The organism is Luteolibacter ambystomatis (genome assembly GCF_018137965.1).
Lineage (GTDB): Bacteria > Verrucomicrobiota > Verrucomicrobiia > Verrucomicrobiales > Akkermansiaceae > Luteolibacter > Luteolibacter ambystomatis.
The window spans coordinates 2,669,205-2,690,511 of record NZ_CP073100.1 but is presented as its reverse complement, the minus strand read 5'-3'; the positions used below and the strand labels follow the sequence as shown (position 1 = coordinate 2,690,511).

21 protein-coding genes are annotated in these 21,307 nt (G+C 58.9%); 14 read left to right on the top strand and 7 right to left on the bottom strand.

What is annotated here, in order from left to right; translation table 11 throughout:
• Nucleotides 1-25 precede the first annotated feature (25 nt).
• Complete coding sequence (locus KBB96_RS10340) at nt 26-847, bottom strand: hypothetical protein (RefSeq protein ID WP_211629291.1); 822 nt, start codon at nt 845-847, stop codon at nt 26-28.
• A 455-nt stretch (nt 848-1,302) separates the two neighbouring features.
• On the opposite strand from KBB96_RS10340, the gene KBB96_RS10335 reads away from it, so the two are divergent.
• The 3 genes from KBB96_RS10335 to KBB96_RS10325 all read left to right on the top strand — a co-directional run bounded on the left by KBB96_RS10335 (nt 1,303) and on the right by KBB96_RS10325 (nt 5,315).
• Nucleotides 1,303-2,430 carry a hypothetical protein gene (locus tag KBB96_RS10335; RefSeq protein ID WP_211629289.1) on the top strand — a complete coding sequence of 376 codons (1,128 nt, stop codon included), beginning with the start codon at nt 1,303-1,305 and terminating at the stop codon, nt 2,428-2,430.
• 70 nt (nt 2,431-2,500) lie between these two features.
• Nucleotides 2,501-3,922 (top strand): hypothetical protein, encoded by a 1,422-nt coding sequence (locus KBB96_RS10330; RefSeq protein ID WP_211629287.1) that lies wholly within the window; start codon nt 2,501-2,503, stop codon nt 3,920-3,922.
• Nucleotides 3,923-4,076: 154 nt separating this feature from the next.
• Nucleotides 4,077-5,315 (top strand): hypothetical protein, encoded by a 1,239-nt coding sequence (locus tag KBB96_RS10325; protein WP_211629285.1) that lies wholly within the window; start codon nt 4,077-4,079, stop codon nt 5,313-5,315.
• A 284-nt stretch (nt 5,316-5,599) separates the two neighbouring features.
• Here the strand turns inward: KBB96_RS10325 and KBB96_RS10320 are convergent, their stop codons facing one another.
• A complete protein-coding gene (locus tag KBB96_RS10320) occupies nt 5,600-7,249 on the bottom strand; it encodes a radical SAM family protein (RefSeq protein ID WP_211629284.1) in 1,650 nt (549 codons plus the stop codon).
• Nucleotides 7,250-7,853: 604 nt separating this feature from the next.
• Between KBB96_RS10320 and KBB96_RS10315 the strand changes: the two genes are divergently transcribed.
• From KBB96_RS10315 to KBB96_RS10295, 5 genes are all read left to right on the top strand, one after another.
• Complete coding sequence (locus KBB96_RS10315) at nt 7,854-8,258, top strand: hypothetical protein (RefSeq protein ID WP_211629282.1); 405 nt, start codon at nt 7,854-7,856, stop codon at nt 8,256-8,258.
• 134 nt (nt 8,259-8,392) lie between these two features.
• Complete coding sequence (locus KBB96_RS10310; protein ID WP_211629280.1) at nt 8,393-8,575, top strand: hypothetical protein; 183 nt, start codon at nt 8,393-8,395, stop codon at nt 8,573-8,575.
• Nucleotides 8,576-8,586: 11 nt separating this feature from the next.
• Complete coding sequence (locus KBB96_RS10305; protein WP_211629274.1) at nt 8,587-8,733, top strand: hypothetical protein; 147 nt, start codon at nt 8,587-8,589, stop codon at nt 8,731-8,733.
• 127 nt (nt 8,734-8,860) lie between these two features.
• The gene (locus tag KBB96_RS10300) at nt 8,861-9,631 is read left to right on the top strand and encodes a DUF932 domain-containing protein (protein ID WP_211629272.1); all 771 of its coding nucleotides are present in this window, start codon (nt 8,861-8,863) and stop codon (nt 9,629-9,631) included.
• A complete protein-coding gene (locus KBB96_RS10295; RefSeq protein ID WP_211629270.1) occupies nt 9,628-10,089 on the top strand; it encodes a JAB domain-containing protein in 462 nt (153 codons plus the stop codon). Before KBB96_RS10300 ends, KBB96_RS10295 begins: the two co-directional genes overlap by 4 nt.
• Nucleotides 10,090-10,368: 279 nt before the next feature.
• Here the strand turns inward: KBB96_RS10295 and KBB96_RS21280 are convergent, their stop codons facing one another.
• From KBB96_RS21280 to KBB96_RS10285, 3 genes are all read right to left on the bottom strand, one after another.
• On the bottom strand, nt 10,369-10,500 hold the full coding sequence (locus KBB96_RS21280) for a hypothetical protein (protein ID WP_345779466.1): 132 nt from the start codon (nt 10,498-10,500) through the stop codon (nt 10,369-10,371).
• Nucleotides 10,501-10,985: 485 nt separating this feature from the next.
• On the bottom strand, nt 10,986-11,264 hold the full coding sequence (locus KBB96_RS21275) for a helix-turn-helix domain-containing protein (protein WP_211629264.1): 279 nt from the start codon (nt 11,262-11,264) through the stop codon (nt 10,986-10,988).
• Between the two features lie 202 nt (nt 11,265-11,466).
• A complete protein-coding gene (locus KBB96_RS10285) occupies nt 11,467-11,649 on the bottom strand; it encodes a hypothetical protein (RefSeq protein ID WP_211629262.1) in 183 nt (60 codons plus the stop codon).
• 689 nt (nt 11,650-12,338) lie between these two features.
• Here KBB96_RS10285 and KBB96_RS10280 point away from each other — a divergent pair.
• Complete coding sequence (locus KBB96_RS10280; RefSeq protein WP_211629259.1) at nt 12,339-12,818, top strand: DUF4339 domain-containing protein; 480 nt, start codon at nt 12,339-12,341, stop codon at nt 12,816-12,818.
• A 271-nt stretch (nt 12,819-13,089) separates the two neighbouring features.
• Here KBB96_RS10280 and KBB96_RS10275 read toward each other — a convergent pair whose 3' ends face one another.
• Nucleotides 13,090-13,308 (bottom strand): hypothetical protein, encoded by a 219-nt coding sequence (locus tag KBB96_RS10275; RefSeq protein ID WP_211629257.1) that lies wholly within the window; start codon nt 13,306-13,308, stop codon nt 13,090-13,092.
• A gap of 438 nt (nt 13,309-13,746) precedes the next feature.
• Here KBB96_RS10275 and KBB96_RS10270 point away from each other — a divergent pair, with 438 nt between their 5' ends.
• From KBB96_RS10270 to KBB96_RS10260, 4 genes are all read left to right on the top strand, one after another.
• The gene (locus KBB96_RS10270) at nt 13,747-16,179 is read left to right on the top strand and encodes a phosphoketolase (RefSeq protein ID WP_226373521.1); all 2,433 of its coding nucleotides are present in this window, start codon (nt 13,747-13,749) and stop codon (nt 16,177-16,179) included.
• Nucleotides 16,155-17,411, top strand: a complete 1,257-nt coding sequence (locus tag KBB96_RS10265) for an acetate/propionate family kinase (RefSeq protein ID WP_211629250.1) — start codon at nt 16,155-16,157, stop codon at nt 17,409-17,411. The genes KBB96_RS10270 and KBB96_RS10265 overlap by 25 nt, the downstream gene beginning before the upstream one ends.
• 191 nt (nt 17,412-17,602) lie before the next feature.
• Entirely contained in the window at nt 17,603-17,842 is a 240-nt protein-coding gene (locus KBB96_RS21270; RefSeq protein ID WP_345779491.1) for a plasmid stabilization protein, read from the top strand.
• Nucleotides 17,843-17,948: 106 nt separating this feature from the next.
• Complete coding sequence (locus tag KBB96_RS10260) at nt 17,949-19,235, top strand: erythromycin esterase family protein (RefSeq protein WP_211629248.1); 1,287 nt, start codon at nt 17,949-17,951, stop codon at nt 19,233-19,235.
• 122 nt (nt 19,236-19,357) lie between these two features.
• Here the strand turns inward: KBB96_RS10260 and KBB96_RS10255 are convergent, their stop codons facing one another.
• Nucleotides 19,358-19,981 (bottom strand): DUF2238 domain-containing protein, encoded by a 624-nt coding sequence (locus KBB96_RS10255; protein ID WP_211629247.1) that lies wholly within the window; start codon nt 19,979-19,981, stop codon nt 19,358-19,360.
• Between the two features lie 413 nt (nt 19,982-20,394).
• On the opposite strand from KBB96_RS10255, the gene KBB96_RS10250 reads away from it, so the two are divergent.
• Nucleotides 20,395-21,108, top strand: a complete 714-nt coding sequence (locus KBB96_RS10250; protein ID WP_226373520.1) for a glutaredoxin family protein — start codon at nt 20,395-20,397, stop codon at nt 21,106-21,108.
• Nucleotides 21,109-21,307: the final 199 nt, after the last annotated feature.

Sequence of the window (21,307 nt, the reverse complement as noted above, 5' to 3'; positions counted from 1 at the left end):
TCTTTACCAAGCCCTCGTAATCCATTCAAAGCGTGAAATCCTCGCAGTAGTTTTCCACGATTGGTTTGTCGCGAGGCACCGAAGGTGTGAGGCACGTGGTTTTGTGTAAGCCGCCCCGTGCTATCGTCAGCTCGCGAGGCAGGATCTGCCGTTGAGCTGCGTAGAGGAACAATTCGTAGGCGCGCACTCGAGCGTCTTTTCGGTCGCGATACTGTTCGACCGTATCTGAGCCGCAGACGTAACGCATGAAGCCAGATGATGCTATCATGGCCTCGGGGTTGGCCCTGCGCCAAGCGGAATCTGAGATCCGGAGAGCACTATCGAGAGCGTTCGCGATCTTGGAGAAAAGGACCTCCTTCAATGCTTGCCGGTTAGGGAGGAATTGATGAATGCCGAGGCGGCGAAACAACTCGTCCAGCTCCGCACGAATTTTAGCGATGAACTTTTCCTTGGGGTCCGGTGTCGGAGGTCCTTCAAGCAGAACACCGGTCATCAATTCCATCACGCGAGCGCCTTCTGCGTCAGCATGCTCTAGTATGGTGAGGATTTTATCCGCGATGGTATTGCGGGACTTTCCTCTCTTCCATCCCGCTTCCTTAAATCGCTCGGCAATGTCTCCTGGGGTCATCAACGGATCGTTGGAGTCGAAAAGCTGGTAAGCATGCACCTCGATTTTCGGCAGCCGTTCCGCTTCTGAAATCAGAAATTGAGCCTTGGACAGGAGGCGGTTTATTACGGGCTGGGACGGCAGACGGTCTTGATCCAGCCACCCAGGCCGCTCTTCGCGGAGCAATTCGATGACCTTTTTGATCAGTGGAACTTCGGGCGTGTCGGTGGTGTCAGGCATGCGATAGGGAGTTGTTGAAGGGCGGGAGGAAGGTTCCGATGGGCCGCTCCGGAATTTTTCTTCGGCTCGGAGTGGGCAGCTTCATCGTCCTTGGCGATTTCAAAACACGTTCAATCTTGACTGGAAAATGAACAAGTCTCGTTCAAATCCGATTCAATAGAACCCTCGAGCATAGGTGATTCGTTCAAATTCAGTTCAATCTCCAAGCTTTGATTTGTTTGTAAGTATCTATTGGTGAAATTGTTGTGTTGATTTTTGGGTTGCTGTTGGCCGCCGTTGAGCCACTGATCCCTTCGTGCTCGACGTCATTGAATCCCACTCGTGCGCGTCGCGTGTTTTGCCTCCCACTCTGGAAATGAGGCGGCTGATGCCGCTGAGAGGAATGTCCCGCGCGCACGCGCTCAATGGACGCCAAATCCTCTCATTTTTCATCCCCTACCAACCAAACGACAACCATGCTAGACTCGATCAAATTCAGATTGAACGTCCGCATTCCCGCGGAGCTTTTCACCGATTCCGAAGTATGCTCCCGCGCTCTCGGGTTCCCCGACCTTCAGGTCATTCCGCCCGGCTACAACAAAAAGGGCTCCAAGGTAGGCATCATCGATCTCCTGCCGAATGGCGCGCTCCGGATCTTCGTCAAGAAGATCGGAGACGAATACCGCGCCTACAAGGTCTCCTGCAACGCGCCTTCGCTGCTGTTCGGACACAACGGACGGATCCTGGACGGCCAGAATGCCATGATCGCGATGCTGACCCGACTATCCGACCTACTGTGCAAGGTCGTGGTCCGAGAGGATCAGCACCGCATCATCCCCGGTCTGCCGGAGTCCGATGCCTACTGGAGCGGTCTGGAAATCCCCTTCCACATTGCCGATCCATCCGGCGAACTCCTCCGCGCCTGCCGGAATATCCGCCATCCCGGCGTCAGGAAGCCAGCGTCGGCATACCACGGTGAATCGATCACGCTGCTCGGCTCCTCGCTGAAAGTGCAGATTTATCGTAAGGACACCGAGATGCACCGGGCATTGAAGAAGTTCGACGTCGAGGCTCCGGCGGCGCTGCGCTTCGAGGTACGACTCCTGGAGGAGCGCCTGGTGACTGCCTTTCCGACACGTTGCCGGCGGATGATCGATGGCCAGGAGCGCCTGGTGTCGTTCACCATGGAGGGTCTGCTTGCCGTTTTCAGGCGCGAGATGGGCGAACTCGAAGGGCTTTACCGCTCGTTGGCCGACGATCCCGTCAAAGAAGGCATTTCCCGGTTCATCGCCCATTTGTCGAAGGACCATGGACTGGAGATCGGCTCGTTGGTGAAGTCCTATGCCGTGGAGAAGGGCCTCAAGCAGGCGCGGACGCGAAAGATCTGGAACGAGGCCCTGCGCCACTACCAGACCCTGGTGGATCTTTCGGCCGCGGAGCTCTTCAGCGACGAGGCATTCAGGAACCAGCCCAAGGTCGTGATTTCCGCATTGGAAGCTCCTCTGGAAGGCATGGTTGCACGCTACGCCTACCAAGACGGTCACATCACCCGGGCCTATACCCCACAGCGGGTGGGCTACTACACACCCGCACCCGTCCTGTGAACCTTTGGCTCCGCCGTCCGCGTGTCGAGAGGACGGTGGGGCTTCTTGCGTGCCTCGACTCCCTAAAGTCATGAACAGCGATACCTCACCCCTCGCCGATCCCTTGGCGAAGCTTTGCCGTGGATTGGATCTCGGCCGTCTCGGCGACGGCAATCCGGTCGCTGGCGCAAACGTCCTGGTCGCCATGTGCGCTTCTCTATGCGCGCTGGAGTCGCTCGAAGAGGGTTTGGAAGACCCGGAAGCCAACCGGCGTCTCACAACCGGCCTGAGCTTGCTAAGCAGTGATCCATTGACCTCCCGGCTCCTTGAACAGCACGTTTTTCGGCCACTTCAGGAGCTGCAGGGGAGGCATCTGGCGAATGTCGGGATTATCATGAGGAAGCGGAAGCATCTCGAACGCGTGGCGATAACCAAGTGTGTTGTTCCCTTGTCGCAGCTTGAAGAGGCCAAGTCATTTCGAGAAAAGCACATTCATCGGCTGGCGCACCAATCATGGGAACAGGCCGACTTCTTCAAGGAGGACGCCGATGACCGGAGGGACCGGGCGTTCACTCACCCGCGGTTTCTCGCCTCCTCGGTCGGAGTAACGCCCTTGGCCCGTGAGTTGGAAGCAGCCCATGACGCGCGGATCCTTGCTGTGCTGAAGTTCTCCCGCATCGAGCAGGTCGGTCCTGTGGATGACTTGCTCAATGGGATACTGACCGGATCCCACCTGCCCGCAGTTGGTGATTACTCCGTTCCTGTCTTCGGACATCTGATTGCCAGCGTCCCGGATTTCATGGGCCAGTGGATCGCCAATCCGAACGGAAGCGCCGCCACTTGGCCGAACCGGATGTTCTGGCTGGCTCCGAAATGGCTGTGCTCCACGGATTTGGATGCTGCTCCATCTGACGACGCCAGATTCGACGTAGTCACCGCTTTCCCAAAGGCAGCAAAAGTCGTGCTGAATAACCGTCTCATGGGAGCGGCCTGCCAGACCGGGAAAGTAGAAGGGCTGCTGAGTGCGCACCGGTCGATCCGGCAACAACTGCGCAAGCTGCCGGGGATTTCGCCGCGCTACGTGGAGCTCTGCACGCCGTTGTTTGCCACCCTATACAGAGGAGTCGAGCTCCTGTCGAAGGTAGCAGGGAAATGGCCCGACGGATTCCACGAAGGCCTTACCGAACTGGTGCTTGTGCTCGTCCGTAGCAGTCTCCGGCACCAGCAGGAACTCCAAGGCCACTCCGTGATGCTATCACGGCGCAAGCTTGCCCTGCAGGTCTACGACAAACTGCCTGAGTCGGGTGATCCCCAGACGCCGCGCGACATTATTCGAAAGGGGGTCAAGACGAAGACAGCCGAGGTGGCAGCGTTGCTCGCCCATCTCGCGGACTTGGGATTGGCCATCCGGCAGGACGATTCATGGGTCAGGTCGGACACACCCGTGGCCGCCGCCCGCCGATTGATTGAAACCTCCAACCCCATTGTCGAAGTCGATGCTTTCATTTCATAAATGCTGGCTCAATGTGGCATCGGACGATCCCCCGGTCATTGTCCGTCTTCTCGACTGGATGAGGCACTACGAGGGCCATGACGTCGCGGGATGCGCTGCCGCCCTGGCGCTGGTGGTGTCGTTGTGGCAGGAGGCGCGGTTCAACCGTCCCAGCATGACGCCGTCGCTCCTGCTTGTGGCCGAGAATGCCCCGGCACATCGGAGGGCTCTGGAGACCATTCTAAACCCTCTCTTCAAGGGGATTCACCACAAGCCCGGCGGCAAGGCGTATGCGGATGTCGATCCCAAGTCCCAGGATTACCTTCAGCTTGTCGCCCAGCGTGATTACGCCAGGGCTTGCCAAGCGAAGAGAGTGGCTCCGATCCCGCAAGTGAAATCCTGGCAGGAGCTGCAAACCTCGGCTTTCGGAACCGCCTGCGGCATGGCCGTGATGAACGGGCGTATCACGGCTGACTTCGGGGTGCTTCGGGACGAACTCCTCTGGCGCTCGTTTTCGGTGACCACCTCGGAGGATCTTGCACAGGTGGAAGAGGAAATTGCCCGAGGTCTCTCATTGCTACGCCCTCCGGGTTATTGCCTGAAGGGGCGGTTCGAATCCTATTGCCCGATACTGGGTGTTGTCCCGCGCGCGAAGGTGGCGAAGCTGGTAAAGCCGCTGATCGGAGACGATAGCCCGGGTCTCCTAGTTCCAGTTGGTTCACTGCCTTCCGGCGAGCCGCCGCACCTCAAGGATTTGACGGCCCTCGTGGAGTATCTGGGACTTGCGCTGAGATACGGAAACGAGGATTTCCGGCATCATTGCTCTCTGCCACCGATGGAACTTGTGGGTGACTACCTTCAAGCCATTCGCCGCCGACTTCGTGGGCTGCCTGCCCGTTATGAGATGGCCGTTCTGGACGCGGTTCGGAATCTCACTTTCATGGCCCGGTTGCTTGTGAATTGGGCGGCACGGCAGGGTGTGGCGGAAAAGCCAGCGATCGAATGCTACAAACAGTTGGTCACACGTGCCGTCCGTGGAGTGGCGCTCGGATTGGAGATGCTGGTCTACCATGGAATTGGGGTGGAAGTGCCACTCGTCCCGGGAGAGCGCTGGAAAGCGGTGCTAAAGAAGGTTAGGACGGTCGGAACTGCCGTGTCGCGAAGAGTCGCGATGACAGCCGTGCAATCGGTGAAGACGGCGGAGGAGATGCGGCGGATCTTTCAAGCTCTGGAGGCAGAGGGGCTCGTTCAGCTTGAGCCTCCGAGCCAACGATTTGCGGTGGCTGTGCCGCGGGACAAATTCATGGCCAAGCTGGGGAGGCGGAAGGAACTGGCGACGCCTCTGGCTACTGTCAGGGAGTTTTCGCCCACGCAGTGGTATACCAAGGAGCGGAAGCGACTGGGGAAGCGGTAGAACGTCTTGGCGGTCGAAACAGGAGGTGGGACGAGGCGACCGGGGGGAGTGCTTGAGGATGCTCGCCCCGGTTATAGGTGGCATCGCGGAGGGGCTTTTCCAGTCACAGAGTGCGCCGGCGCTTGGTTTGAGGTGGTGTCATGAGTGAGAGGGGGAAGTGAGGGGCTGCCCGGGGAGTCGACAGGTGACGCGGTGACAGCGGTGCAGGTGGTGACAAAAATGATACGGTATTGCGTCCGTTGAGCGCCTGTGCACGCGACACTATAAGAGCGGTCCAAGGGAGGCTAACCGGCTTCGTCGTTGAGAAGGAGTTCGATGCCGTCAAGAAGCTTGCCGATATGCCGGGCCTTCGGATGATGCGAGATAATGGTCCGGAGACGGTCCAGCGCTTTCCGGGCCGGGGCGTGTTTCGCGGCTTTAGAGACGACGTCCCGGCTCTTTTGGAGGTCGCCACGATGTTGTTTCGTTTTGGTTTCAACCTCTCGGGCCGAGAGTCGCGAAGGCGGTCCCTCCGCGATGATTTCCTTCCAGCAATCAACCCATTGGTCGCGCGGCAATGACAGAACAGATCGGATTTGGCTCTCGTTGGTGAGCATCCATTCCCCATTTGGGGAATGGGATTCGAACAGGCTCAAAAAATCTCCACACGCTGCCAGCCGGTAAGCCTGGGATTTGGCGTAGCCCCACTTTGCCCGGCAATAGGCTTCAAATGTGGGATACTCGTTATTCCACAGGATCCCCGCCCGGTAGCTGTGGATTTCATGCAGCGCCTTGGCTGCGACGATGGTCTGGCGCACCGCGGAGGTGACGATGGCTTCGCGGTCGACTCGGAACTGAATGTCCTCCTGTCCCATCTCGGTCTGCTTCGGAACGATTTCCGTGACGACGAACACCGCGGGAGTGGATCGTTCCTTACTTACCAATCCCTGTTTTTTGGCGGTTTCTCCGATCAAAACCGCACCCTTGGACCGTTGCTTCTTCCACCAGCCAGCGGATTGTTCGTCCACGTATTGGAGGAAGCGCAGCTTTTTCGGGTCTAGATTTCGTGTGTGGGCCAGGAACGTCTTTCGTGCGTAATCCTCCCACAGAGCCCCCGAACTAGGCTTTGAGATCTTGAGAAGGGCATCGGCTTCCGCGGAAAGCCCGTGTTCGCGGAGCCGGCCCACGGAATGCTCAAATGACGAACCACGGAAATTGATTACCTCCGCCCAAACATGCTCGCACCTGTCCGCCTGGATCGCCTCGCAAACTTTCTGAGAGAACTGATCGTAGTCTTCGTGCGGCAAGCTGGGGCAGATCATGCCGAAGGTCCGCAGCCCGTGATCTTGCAGCCAATGGAGCGATTCCAGTCGTTTCGAGACCTTTGGTGTTCCCTCCTCGATTGCCGTCGCGATGCGGTCGTCGAGCATGCCGGTCGATACACCGAAGATGATCCGCTGGTGGTGCCGCGGATGGATCAGGTCCTTTTCGATCAGCTTGTGCAGGAGATTGCTCTTGCTGAGGAGGCGTACCTGCCAACTGGTATGCTCGAAGATCAGGTTGCAGGCTTCGGCGGTTTCTTCCAAAAGGGTCATGTTCGCCGCCACGTCGACCAAGGAAGATGAGTAAACGACACGGCGGTCGGTGGGATCCGGGTATTGTGGCGAGCCTTTTTTGTTGAGCAGTTGCGTTCGCAGCAATTCGACCGCGTTCTTCCGGCGGATGACGACGTCGCTGAACCGTAGGTTGGTACCATTCTCCTTGTTGTATTCCTTGATCAAGGCGGGAGGCCGGAATCGGTTGACGCTGCAAACGTAGCAGTAGCCGCAGCTGTAAGCGCAGGCATCCCCGAGGTTGAGCACAAGACCGTCACAGAGAAGCTTCTCTTGGAACTCCAGATTCTCGACGTTCAAGACGGTCTTCGCCGCCAGTTGGAGAACCGGCTTGCGATTCATCTTGTTCCGGGGTGGATCGTCCGAGGGGCCGTTTGTTGGCATGACGATGAAAACAAATGAACCTCGGAAAGGATGCAACTGTGGCGTTCGAGATGGAGGCTTTTGAAAAACGAGGCTGGCAAGCATTCTTCTCCAGCTACCTCGCCGAAATGCTGCAAGGTTTTCCGCCGTGGACGGTAACGCTTGGCTGCAGTAGCTTCGGATTCTTTACGCAACCGTATTCGTCATCAAACTCGTTATACCCCGGAATTTCTGAGAGTCTCGATCTCGGAGGCGCCACCTTCCCATTCGCCCCACCGGAGCCCTTCAGGGACCAAGCGTAGCGCGCAGCGAAGCAAGCGCGAAGCGATGGTCCCCACGCCCCAGCCCCCTAGCGCATGGCAGGCATGTCGTGCGAGCCGCGGGGAGCGAGACGCCTTCGCGAAGCGAAGGCGTCTCGGTTCACGTGCCTCGAGCGGCCCCGAAGGGGCGAGCGAGAGCGAGCATGGATGCAATTGCGCCAATGGGCTGGGGCCGGCCTGGCATCCCTCCGGGCCCGGCGAATTCCCCTCACGTCCGTGTCATAAGGATCTGAAAGGAGAGCATCTACCTCCTTCAGATTCCAATGACCATCACACTTACTGTTTCCTGGGACAGCCGCCTTCCTGGCGATGCCCCACCGTTGCCCGCTGTTCCGTTCGGCGTCGACCGCATCAGCTTGGAGCTTGATTGCGGAGTGATCCGCTCGTTACGTGAACTGTTCGCCTCCTTCGTCGCCGACGTTCTTCCTCCAACCGAGGCCAACCACGCACGGTTCCGCGAATTCCACACCGAGATGGGCAGCCTTGGTGGCTGCCGCAGCTCCGACTTTGCGTCATCCCATGAGGATTCTCCATCGCCCGGGGTGCTCCATCCGCCTCGGTTTTTGGAAATCCTGGAGCGGTTGATCCGGTGCTGCGAGCACATGGAACGTGGTGATTTCGGCACGCTCGGCGATCTATTCAATCTCACACCGGGAGGTGAACGATGAATCCGATCGTCTCCTCGACTCAGGTTCGTCTCTGGTGCGACCGGGCGCCGTCTCCGCACCACCCGATGCCGTCGTCCGCGCCAGCGGAGCGCGGCAACCCGCAAGGTGCGGGCCGCCGTCGGTTACTTCGCTGGTTGGTTGTCGCTTTCGGTCTGTTGGTACTCGCCTGCCGCGAGGACGGAGGCTGCGCGACCATGGTCCAGCAAGCCCCCGACCTGACCGGGGTGGCCGATGGATTGAAAACGATCGGTTTCGGCATCGTCGGGGCCGCCGTGGTGCTCGTCTTGGCCGGTCTCTCGCGTTCGTCCCGCTACTGAACTTTCCTCTCATGGATGCTGCCCGCTTCTTCATTTATGCCTTCGGGGCCCTGGCCCTCACTTGGTTCGCGCTGATGCTTCTCAAGTCCGTTTGGCTTCCGGCCCTCGGAATTGCCGCCGTCCTTCTCTTGTTCTGGCGGCTGGTTCCCCGCCGCTGATTTTCCCGGGTACTGCTGTGGTAAACACCAGGTGGTGTGACGAAGCCGCGTCCGGCCGGAGATGACAGCCCGGCCGGGCGCGGCAATTTCCCATTCTTTCGAGTCCCATTTCCAAACCTTCATTCCCATGGAGCTTCTGCTTCTTCCTCCCGTCCCCGCCGCTGCGCCGGGCCTCCTGTTGCATCGCGGCGGCGTCTCCGCCACCCGCGATGAGGTCTTTGCCGTTGAAACGCCTCCTTCCACGGAGTCCTGGCATCCGCTCAGCCATCGTTCCCTGGTGCGTGAGGTCCAGGCCGGACTGGTGTCCTGTGGTTTCCGTGTCGAAGCTGAGAACCACGCGCTCTCCCACGCGGGTGCCCGCTACTTCGGCGTGTTCTCCATTTCCCTGCCGTCCCGGTCCGACAATGGCGTCGGCTGGGTGGTGGGCCTGCGCAATTCTCACGACAAACGCTATCCCGCCGGCTTGGTGGCGGGAACGAGGGTCTTCATCTGCGACAATCTCGCCTTCTCCGGCGAGGTCCAGCTTTCGCGGAAGCATACGCGCCATGCCGCACGCGATCTGCCGCAGCTCATGGCCCGGGCCATCGGCCAGCTTGGCGGCAAACTCCGCCAGCTCGACGAGCGTATCGCCGCCTATCGGGACCACACGTTGGATGACCGTTCAGCGCACGATCTGATCGTGTGCTCGATCGACAACCGGGTGATCACGCCTACCCAGATTCCGGACGTGGTGCATGAGTGGCGTGAACCCCGGCATGCGGAATTCCGGGCGCGCACGCTGTGGTCGCTGTTCAACGCCTATACGGAAGTGTTCAAGGGAGGAAATCCCCATACCGCCATCCGCCGCGGGCAAGCCCTGCATGGACTCTGCGATGGCGCGCTGGAGCTTGCGTCATGAACGAGCCGTCCGGATTGCTCGGCCAGTTCCGCGTCGCTCGGGTGGGGGAGGATGCTCCCGCATCCGGGCGATGCCTCGACCATCCTCACTCGGTGGCCGCTGTCTGGCAGGATGAGATCGCTCGTGCTTCTTGGTTCGATCCGGCGAAGGAACACATCGTGGTGTTCGTCCTCAATATCCGCATGCAGTTGCTGGGCTGGAATGTGGTGGCGATTGGCACCCTCGATGAATCGCCGTGCCATCCCCGCGAGGTGCTGCGCCCGGTGATCGTGGCCGCGGGCCATGGCTTTGTGCTGGCCCACAATCATCCCTCCGGGGATCCGACCCCCAGCCGGGCGGACGAACTAGCCACCCGGCGTCTCCACGAAGCCGCCGGATTGCTGCAACTGCGCTTCCACGACCATGTCATCCTCGGCCACGGCACGATCTATTCCTTCCGTGGTTCAGGGGCACTGTGACCACCGGCTGCCATAGCGACGAAACGCAGCGCGGTCCGGCGACAGCCGGGTGTCTGCTTTTATCCATCGACCTTTCCTATGAATTCATCTCCGCCTTCCTTTTCTGAAGTTCATTTTGCTTCCCATCCCCCGAAGCTCGCGGGCACTCCCGGAATCTCCCATTCTCAGTCGTGTGAGGCCTTCAGAACCATCGACGAGGCCGAGGCCGGAGAATTGATTCGAACACCCGGCTGGTGCGCGCAGGAGGAATTCGATGGCATCCGCCTGCGGCTGCGCTTCTCAAATGGTTTGGTCCGTGCGTGGAATCGTCTGGATCGGCCGGTGGTGATCCCCACCCGGTTGATGCTGTCGACCCTTGTCCTGGGTCTGGAATGTTTCCTCGATGGCGAACTGGTCGGAGACACCTTTCATGCCTTCGACCTTTTGGAACTGGCGGGCGGCGACCTGCGGATGCTGCCGTTACGACGACGCCTCGACCGTCTGAGCGATTTGCTCCATGGCCGGGACCGGTGGTCGATCCGTCAGGTGCCAACCGCCCGGCTGAGGTGGGAGAAGGAGGCCATGTTCGAAACGTTGCGCGGAAAGAGGCGCAAAGGGATTGTCTTCAAACACCTTGGGTGCGGCAGCTCAGTCCGGAAGCTGAGCTTTCGAGCCTCTCTGACTTGCCGGTCAGTCGGCTATGCGGGCAACCGTCACCTCCGGATGGAAGGATGGGACGACCACGAGAGGCTCTTGCGCTGCGTGGTCAGGATCCCGGGTGGCCATTCTCTGCCACCCGTCGGATCGGCGGTGGAGGTAGGCTATAGGGAAATAATTGCAGACGGAGAATTGATCGCTCCGGTCTTTGTGCGGACGAGGGAGGATGTAGAGAAGCCTGGCAAATTGAGCTTGGTAAATCACTCAACCGCGTTTGGAGGCCGGAGATCCTTCTTCCACGGAGGTAGAGTTTTAGGAACCAAGCGTGTGATTTCGATCTTCAATGCTTTCGACAGCAAAATCATCTCAAGGTCGGAGACTCCTCTCACGCCACGCTCGATTTGAGAAATAGTCTCTCTCCCAATATCCAATCCGATGAGGTTGCACTTTGCCGCTAGGCTCTGTTGGGTGAGACCCAGTTCTAGGCGAGCTTTTTGAAGCGGTCCGCCAATGGCGTTAAGTGGTTGGCGATCACCCATGGAAAGCAGGCTTTCCGAGCAGAATAGGGTCGCTGGGGGTGTGGTTGTGGAAAGCTAGCTTTCCATTTGGGCTTGTGGAAAGTAGAGGAGATCCTAACGTTTCCTACGATTTGAACACACTCAAATTCCACTGCCCTCACTGCGATGCCAGGATCTCTGCGGAGGCGGAGCAATCCGGGCAGGCAGCACCGTGTCCGGTCTGTCAGACGACCTTCGTGGTGCCGGATGGGGAGGTTGAGAGCACCGTTTCGGTTCCACCGCTGCCAGCTTCCCCGATTGTGCCTTCCTTGCCGCCGCTGCTGCCTGCATCGCTCGCCGGGTCGCACGGAACCAACTTCAGACGGGTCCATGGGCTGGCGTTGGTTGCCGGCGTTCTCTCGCTCATCGCGCTGGTGGGCTGGATATTTCCTGATCTGATGCCGTGGAGATCATCCGCACCGGTTTCTGCCGCTCCACCTCCTGTGAAGTCAGCGGAACAACTCCTCACCGAGGAGGCCGGAAAGTTCATCCGTAGTTTCGATGGCAAGGCCTGTGGCCATTGCCAAGGCACGGGCCGGGTAGGCGACCGGTGCCGCCTCTGCACCGGCCAGGGAACGATCCCCACCGCTTCCGGCTACACGGTCGTGTGTCCCGATTGCAAGGGCACCGGAGCTACACCCAGACCATGCCCGATTTGTAACGGCACCGGGGTCTTCCATGCCCCCTGATCCCTCATTCCCATGAAAACCTTCATTCGATCCAGCCTTGCTGCCTTCCTTCTATTGCTGGCCGTCCCCATCCACGCCGCCCCTTCCGCACAAGCCGTCCGCGCCATCGAGGAGGAGATTTCGATGTGGCTGCGAAACGGCAAGATGGCCGGAGCAGGCTACCAACACATGAGCGAGCAGGAGAAATCGTCCGGCTTCGGGAAATTCATTCTGTTTGTGGGAGCGGGTTGTATGGGCCTGGCAGTGCTTAAAGCCTTGAGCAAGCCCGTTCGCAACACATCCGAGAAGAGGACGACGACTTCTCCACCTCCCACCCGGACCCAATCTCCGGATTGGCCTGCAAAAGATCCTCCTCTGGTTCCTCCCGATGCGCGGCAAGGACCACCACCTCTTCCTCCCCAACAACCCCGTTGACCCATCCATCATGAACTTTTTCATCGGCAAAGACGGCAGACAGCTTGGTCCCTTCACGGAAGACCAGCTCCGCTCGATGTTTCAAAGCGGCATGCTCACCGCCAATGATCTGGCTTGGTATGAAGGCAGGCCGGACTGGATACCCCTATGGCAGCTGTTTGGCACCGCTCCGCCCATCCAAACATTCGCTTCTGTTCAGGCGAATCCAGCACCGGGTGCTTTGAATGCCCCGGTGGCTCCCGCGATCATCGCCGGCTACCTCTGTGCGGTCATTTCGCTACTGATCTTTCCGATCATCCTCGCTCCGGCAGGCCTTGCTTGCGGAATTGTGGCCCTGATGCGGCGGCAGACAGGGCATGGATTCGCCATCATCATCCTTTCCTGCGTGCTGGGCTATTTCGGGATGTATCTCGGAGCTCTTGCTTGGTCGTGAAGTTTACTGAGCCTTTCGGACAGCGAGGTCAGGCCCGTCGATTTGGAATGAATTCCCCCCACCCGCCGGAGGAAACTCCGGCGGGCGCGCTTCATTTTTTAGATCGCTGCCATTGAGGCCACGGACTGCGTTATCTTGCCAGAATCTGGAAACGAAAAGAGGGGAAACCCATTGTGGTCGTGCATGCCGAAGCCGCCCGGGTACGGCTTCAGCTTTGGGAGATGCGCTGCATAACGGGAGCCAAAGACGATTATCCTTGATTTGCTCCTGTTCACCTTTGCATCGCCGGTTCGGCTTGGGTTGTGTAATGCTCGTAAGCCGTCTGTAGTCCGATCAGGACTTCTGCCGTAGTTTCAAAAAGCACCTTTGCCTTTGGCTCATGGATCTTCGGGATGTCGTCCCGACAATGTTCCGCCAGCTCTTGGAGCTTGCGCCGGATTTTCGCAACATGGTGCAGGGGATCGCTATCAGGATGTTTTTCTTCATTCATTGATCACCTCCAATTAGGAAACTATGCGCGGAATGAGGCTCCCGCAAACGGAAGGGCGTTTTCGTGCGGGATGCATCTCGCCGAGTGCATCCAGCAATCCGGAGCCGCGAGGAAAGAGGCTCCTCCTTGGCGACGGAGTTCTTTTGTTTGACCAAGACCTGCCCGACATATCGGACGCTCGCCGGCAATTTCAAAGGGTGGGTGCCCTTTCACGGTCATAGATAATGCCATCTCCCTTTCTGCTGTCGGATCATCCGTAGATCAACCCAGCGGCACGTCGCATTAGCTCCTTCGGGAGGGGAGCTTGCGACGGCTATCGTACGTGGCAATTGTTGTGGCGTGCGGACTGCTGCCAGAGCCGGGGGTAAGACTTCCGAAATTCTCTTTCGGCATGGCTGTCGGAAGCGCTGCTTTGGGAAAGCCCAGCCATTGAACGCCGTGAACGCAGATCCGCCATCCTGGAACAGCCCATCCTCAAGTTCGGGAGTAGAACCGGCATCGGATGCACAGAACGGCGTGTTCGCTCGTTACTTGCGGGCTCTGCACTATCTTGCAGTCGCACAAATCTACTTGCAAGACAACGTGCTGATGCGCGAACCCCTCCGCGCCGAACATGTCAAGAAGCGCCTGCTTGGCCATTGGGGAACCTGTCCTGGAATCAATCTGGTCCAGGCAGCCATGAACCAGTGCATCGTGGAGCGGAATCTCGATGCGATGCTGGTGACTGGCCCGGGGCATGGAGCGCCGGCGGTCCTGGCGAACGCCTACCTTGATGGAACCTTGGAGTGCTTCTATTCCGGGATGACGCGCGACTCGGAAGGTCTCGCCCGTTTCGTGAAGGCATTCTCATGGCCGGGTGGCTTTCCGAGCCATCTCTATCCCGGCGTACCGGGTGTCATCCATGAAGGTGGTGAACTCGGCTACGCCTTGGCCACCGCATTTGGCGCTGCGTTCGATCACCCTGGTTTGCTTGTCACATGCATCGTCGGTGACGGTGAAGCCGAGACCGGAGCGACCGCCGCCGCGTGGCATGGCACGAAATTCCTGCATCCGGGACGCGACGGAACGGTCCTGCCGGTTTTGCATGTGAATGGCTATAAGATTTCCAATCCGACGATCTATGGCACCATGGATAATGCGGAGCTCGATGCATTGTTCACCGGCTTCGGCTGGCAACCGCTGTTCGCAGGTGCCGACGATGAGGGAAAGGAAATTCTCGCTGCACTGGATCAGGCTCTTCACAGGATTTCATTGATCCGGGCGCGTGCAAAGGAGGGCTACGGGGATCTGAAGATCCGCTGGCCGATGATCGTCCTGCGTAGTCCCAAAGGCTGGACCGGCATCAAGATGGCCGACGGGCGACCGGTTAAAGGATCGTTTCGCGCGCACCAAGTCCCGTTGAGCGAGATCCATGAGAATCCCGAGCACCTTCAACTTCTGGAGGATTGGCTTCGCTCTTACCGTCCCGAAGAACTTTTTGATGAACGCGGCATCCCCTTTGTGGATTTGCTCGGATTCTGCCCAAGGGGCGGCAGGCGATTGGGATGCAATCCCCATGCTTTCGGCGGCGATCGTGCCCGCCCGCTGAACTTGCCTGAATTGGACTCCTTCCGGATCGAACTGACAGCGGAGAACCGGGGTGGAAAGGAGGAGAGCCCGCTGAAGGCCGTGGCCGGCTATCTCGCCGCAGTGATCGCCCGCAATCCGGCCAATTTCCGAATCTTCTGCCCGGACGAAATCATGAGCAACAAGCTTGGCGGGATCTTCGACGCTCCGACTGAGCGAGAGTACCAGTGGCCGGTTGAAGACGGGAATCGTACCGAACATGTCGCGGCCACCGGAGGTCGGGTGCTGGAGGTGTTGTCTGAACATCTTTGCCAGGGCTGGCTGCAAGGTTATCTCCTCACTGGCAGATTCGGCTTGTTCCCGTGCTACGAGAGCTTCCTGCCCATCGTGACCTCGATGATGGATCAGTTCGCGAAGTTTCTGAAGATGAGCATGGAGATCCCATGGAGGAAACCCGTTCCTTCATTGAACTACCTTGAAACTTCCACGTTATGGAGGCAGGAGCACAACGGCTTCAGCCACCAGAGCCCCGCCTTCATCAATTCCTTGTTGAACAAGAAGGACGAAATCATGCGCGTCTACCTGCCGCCCGATGCGAATTGCCTGCTTTCCACACTGGATCATTGCCTGGCCGGTACCGGCCACGTGAATCTGGTGATCGCGAACAAAAATCCGATGCCATGCTGGTTGACGATGGCCGAAGCCGTGGCGCACTGCCGTGCGGGAGCTTCCATCTGGCACTGGGCCTCCACCGACGATGGCGTGGATCCCGACGTGGTACTGGTGGCAATCGGCGATGTGATGACCGTGGAGGTGCTGGCCGCAGCGGACATCCTGCGGCGCGATGTACCGGATCTCCGGCTGCGGGTGGTCAATGTGACCGATCTTCTTATTCTCAAACCCGGCAGCGAGCATCCCCATGGATTGGACGAGGAGCTTTTCAGTGGGCTGTTCACCCGGAACCGGCCGGTGATCGTGAATTTCCATGGTTATCCGAGCGCGGTCCATCAGTTGTTGGCGGAGCGGGGCGCGGCCCATCGGTTCAAGGTGAACGGCTATGACGAAGAAGGCACCACTACGACTCCGTTCGACATGCTCGTGCGCAATGGAACCAGCCGCTACCATGTGGCATCGCAGGCGTTGCGCGCGGCGGAGAAAATCAATCCCCAGGTGGCGGTCCGCACCGGGGAGCGCGTGCTCCACTATGAGTATGTCTTGCGCGAATTCTCCCGCACCATCGCCGCCACCGGCGAGGATCCACAGGAAATCACCGGGTGGAAATGGCCGGAAACCGCAACCCGATGAGAATCATCGCGGTCAACGCAGGAAGTGGCAGCTTGAAGGTGAGCTTGTTCGAAGTCGTTCCGCAGGACAGCATGGCAGAGCCTCGGGAGCCACTTTGGACGGCTTTGTTGGATACCACAGCACCGGATCAGCCGCCGGATGAATTGCTGGTGAGTCTCGATGCCGGAGGAATTTCATCGAGGCTTGGTTCGATCTCCAAGGATACCCCGGCCGAAACCCGCATCCGCGGAATGCTCGCTTTGATGACGCGGGATTCGACGCTCGGTGGGAAACCGGACGCGGTGGTCCACCGGGTGGTCCATGGCGGAGAGCGCTATACTGAAGCGGTCCGCATGACCGAAGAAGTGGAAGCAGGGATCGACAGGCTGTGTGCCTTCGCGCCGTTACACAATCCCGTGAACCTGGCTGGGATCCGGGTGGCAAAAGAAATCTTCGGGGATATTCCCCATGTTGCGGTTTTCGATACCGCATTCCACCAGCGGATGCCGCGGTATGCCGCGACGTATGCAGGCCCCCGCGAGTGGTTCGAAAGGGGCATTCGTCGCTACGGTTTCCATGGGACCAGTTTCCGGTGGGCTGCGGAATACGGCGCCGCTCTGCTCGGCCGTAAAAATGATCCCGGACTTTGCCTTGTGATCTGCCACCTTGGCGGGGGCTGTTCCCTTTGCGCGACTGTCGGGGGCTGGAGCATTGATACCACCATGGGCTTCACCCCGCTCGATGGCATCGCGATGTGCACCCGTTCCGGTTCGGTAGACCCCGGCATCCTCATCCATCTCCTCCGGGAGGGGATGGATACGGACGAGCTCGAAGAATTGCTCAATCGGCAAAGCGGCCTTCTGGGCCTTTCCGGAATCAGCGGTGACACCCGCGTCCTGATACCCTTGGCGGAACATGGGAATGAAGACGCACGATTGGCGATCGGGGTTTTCCGGCACCGCTTGCGGCGGGGAATCGGCGGAATGCTGGGAAGTATGGGACGGACACCGGATGCCTTGATCTTCACCGATGTGATCGGCGAATCCGCCCCGTCGATCCGTGCCGCCGCCTGCGAGGCGTTCGGTTTCCTGGGCTTGCGATTGGATCGGGAAGCAAATGAAGCGGGATCGGCTGATCGTGAAATCTCCTGTGCGGAAAGCAGCGGCCGGGTGCTTGTCGTCCGGAGCCGGGAGGATTGGCAGATGGTGCGTGAATGCGCCGCACTCCTAGGTGATCCTGAAAAGAGTTTGTAGCTTTGAATGCCGCTGCTGGGAACGTCGGGACATCAAGAGATCGGCGGCCGCTTGCACCAAGCGAGCCCTCTTTGGGTAAGCCGGCGATCCGGCCGTCTGACCGGTGGGGAGGCCGGCCCGGCAAACCATGGCACACTTCCTGCGAAGATAGGGTGATACCCTGCGAGCAGCAACCAACGAAAGGATTTCCAATGCCACGAGGAGATAAATCGGACTACACCGAAAAACAGAAGCGTCAGGCGGAGCATATCGAAGAAGGCTATGAGGACAGGGGAGTCTCCAAAAAGGAGGCCGAAAGGCGGGCTTGGGCGACCGTGAACAAGATCTCGGGAGGTGGGAAGAAATCCGGATCAGGCCGTGGAAAGAAAGAGAACAAAGAACCTATGAGAAAAGGCGGTCGAAAGGGGGACAGATCCCACGCCGCAAGATAATCGGTCCTGCTGGTCCCCGAAAGCCTCCCGCGCCGGCCTTTCACGGTTTCACTCACCATCTTCCCATCTCATGGATACCGCCAAGCACATCAGCCGGAGCGCGTGCGTGGCCGCCGCCACCCGATCGCTCGAAAACGAGCGCGACCTTCTTGTTCAGAAGGCTGGCCTCGCGGACTTCGTGCTCATCGGCGAGGCGTCGCACGGCACCCGTGAATTCTACGAGACGCGCGCCGATCTCACCCGCAGTCTGATCGAACGCCACGGCTTCCGGGTAATTGCTCTTGAAGCCGATTGGCCCGACATGCTGCGCGTCCACCGCTATGCCAGCGGCAGCGCTGAGGAGCACGACGCGAACGAGTCTCTGGGCGATTTCCGCCGTTTTCCCCGCTGGATGTGGCGGAATGAAACCATGCCGCCTTTCGTCGACTGGCTGCGCGAATGGAACCGTCCTCTGGCCGACGGTCTCGTGGGGATCTTCGGTATGGATCTCTACAGCCTTCATTCATCGATTGATGCTGTATTGGCCTATCTGGAAAAGGTGGACAAGCAAGCCGCAGCACGCGCCCGCGAGCGCTACGCATGCTTCGACCATTTCGGCACGGATCCCCAACTTTATGGTTTCGCGACGGAAAAGGAGGGAATCGAATCGTGCGAAGACGAGGTGATCGCGCAACTTCTGGACATCCGGAAGCGCAAGACGTTGGAAAGCCCCTCCGATGATCCCGAAAAACTCTTCCCCACCGAACAGAATGCGGCGGTGGTAGCGAACGCGGAGCGCTATTATCGCGCGATGTTCCGGGGGCGCAATGCATCATGGAATCTGCGCGATGCCCATATGGACGAAACCATCCGTACCCTTGCCCGCCACTATCATTTGGCCGGCGAGGACGCGAAAGTCATCGTCTGGGCCCACAATTCCCATCTGGGCGACTTCCGTGCGACCGAAATGAGCCGTCGCGGCGAATGGAATGTTGGGCAGTTGCTCAAGCAGCGCCTCGGCAAGCGCGTTTTCTCCATTGGCTTCTCAAGCTTTGCAGGCACCGTCACCGCGGCCGATCATTGGAATGAAGAACCCCGCCGGATCACCATGAATCCTGGTTTGCCGGGGAGCTACGAGGAGTTCTTCCATCGCATCGGCAGGGAGAGCTTCTGGCTTGATCTTACGGAGGAAGGGGATGCTGTCGATTCCCTGCGGGAGCCGATGCTCCAGCGCGCCATCGGTGTCATTTACCGCCCATTGACCGAGCGCCATAGCCACTACTTCTATTCCTGCCTGCCCGATCAATTCGACGCGATCATCCACATCGACCAAACCACCGCCATCCATCCGCTGGATCACTCCGCGGCACCGGCGCGCGACCGGCCTTCCGCAGACCCCGCGGGCAGGATTTAATGGCTCCATCGCGATTGCCGGTTTCACGTGGGAGGCGGCATGGAAGGGAGCGTGAAGGATTTGATCGCTGATACTCCCTTGGCATTTAGCCTGTGCCCATGCCAGCCCGAAGGCCGTAACCGTTATGGTCGGCATTTGTCGCCATGGCTAATAATCGCGACCGCAACCAACGCTCCGATCAGATTGGCCACCAGATCCCAGCCGATGTTGGTGTAGTCTCCCACATTCGTGTCGGGCATCACGAGGGTGAAAATAAATTCCACGACCTCATTGAAAGCTCCGAATCCCATACCGCCCGCCATGCACAAGATCAGGATTATTGGAGTAGGCTGAACCCGCGATCCGCCGGGGGACCGGAGTGCTATTTTCAGAATGTGCCAGCAGAGCCATGTCGTGATGCCAAAGCCATAGGCGTGCACCACATGATCATATTTTAAATATCCGGGAATGAACCACCAATTGTAGAGGATCGGATGAATGCCTTCATGGAACCATCCGTCAGGTATCGGAACCAGTCCGCCCGCCATGTGGAGAAGTCCCCAGACGCTGAACGACCACATAAGGCCCGCGCTGAACGAATAATTCCGGTGGAGGAAGTAGAGAGAGGGAACCAGCACGCCCATCAGGCTCAAGTACGAGGGGAGTCCGGCAGTGCCGGTCGCGAGGGACACTGCAACGAAGGCCGCGATGTAGGTTCCGGTAAATGCGAAAACCGGACCAGGGTTTGCCGGGTTGGGTTTGTTCATCGCACACTATAACCGGATCTCCCCATGGTCGCGAGCATTGCGACGCGTGAGTAAATTCAGAGACTTATTTCCCAAGCGGATACGGTATTGGTGCCTGAAGAGAAAGGCGCATTCTAAATTGGATTACTTGATTTTGATTCCATTCGGTGAAGAGAAAACAGCTAGTCGATGCGCGATAAGGGGGCTTGTCTTAGAGGTAGACAAGGAGATGGAAGGTGCCGACGCTTGGAATGTTACGCTGGGTTGCTGGTTGCCCGAATGGCATTTCTGAAGGATGGCTGCGGGAGGCATTTATTTGTTATGGATGCGATGAGGCTGGCCACCACGGATGAAGCCGGACAGAAAGCTCCAGATGCGTTTCGCGTATCCTATGCTAAAGGTGCTGAATGAAGGAGACGGCCCGGATCTTCCGCATGGTTACACCGAAGCATCTTTGCCCCTGGGGGGTGAAGGCGAAGGATCTCCTGCGCCGCGCTGGCTATCAGATCGAAGATCATCACCTGGCCAGCAAGGAGGAAAACGAGGATTACAAACAGCGGCACGGCTATGACGAAACCCCGCAGATCTTCATCGGAGACAAAAGAGTAGGTGGCTACGATGCCCTCCGGGAATTCCTGGGAAAAGGCCCGGATCCGAAGGAAGGGGAAACCTATCAGCCCGTCATCGCCGTGTTTCTGGCGAGCTTACTGATGGCTCTGTCCACCTGCTGGGCGATGCACCAATCGATTCTGCCCATCCGCACCATGGAGCTGTTCGTGTCCTTCAGCATGTGCGTGCTCGGGATTCTCAAGCTGCGAGATCTGCAAGGATTCGCCACCGGCTTCATCCAGTACGACCTCCTCGCCCAGCACTACGTTCCTTACGCGTATGTGTACGCATTCATCGAAACAGGGGCGGGAATTCTGATGATCGGGCACCTCGCAACGCTGTTTGCCGCGCCTGCGGCATTGCTGGTGAGCACCATTGGAGCCGTCTCGGTGTTCAAAGCCGTGTATCTGGAGAAGCGCGACCTCAATTGTGCCTGTGTCGGCGGAGGCAGCAAGGTGCCGCTCGGGTTCATTTCCCTCACTGAGAATCTCCTGATGATGGCCATGGCGGTCTGGATGCTGGCGAAATCCGCGTTGTGAGAAGGCTTTTCACCTCTGGGGCATCCTACGCTTTCCAGCATCATCTGCGCGCCTCACCAGATGACCGGTCGTTCGCTTTTGCAATCACCCCATCAGGTAGAGTCAAACCGGACTAGGTCCCCCGTGTAACCGTCACAAGAAGTAGCCCAGTGAGGTGCGAGGGGTGGTGCGGATCGTCCTCCATCACCTGGTCGTTGGC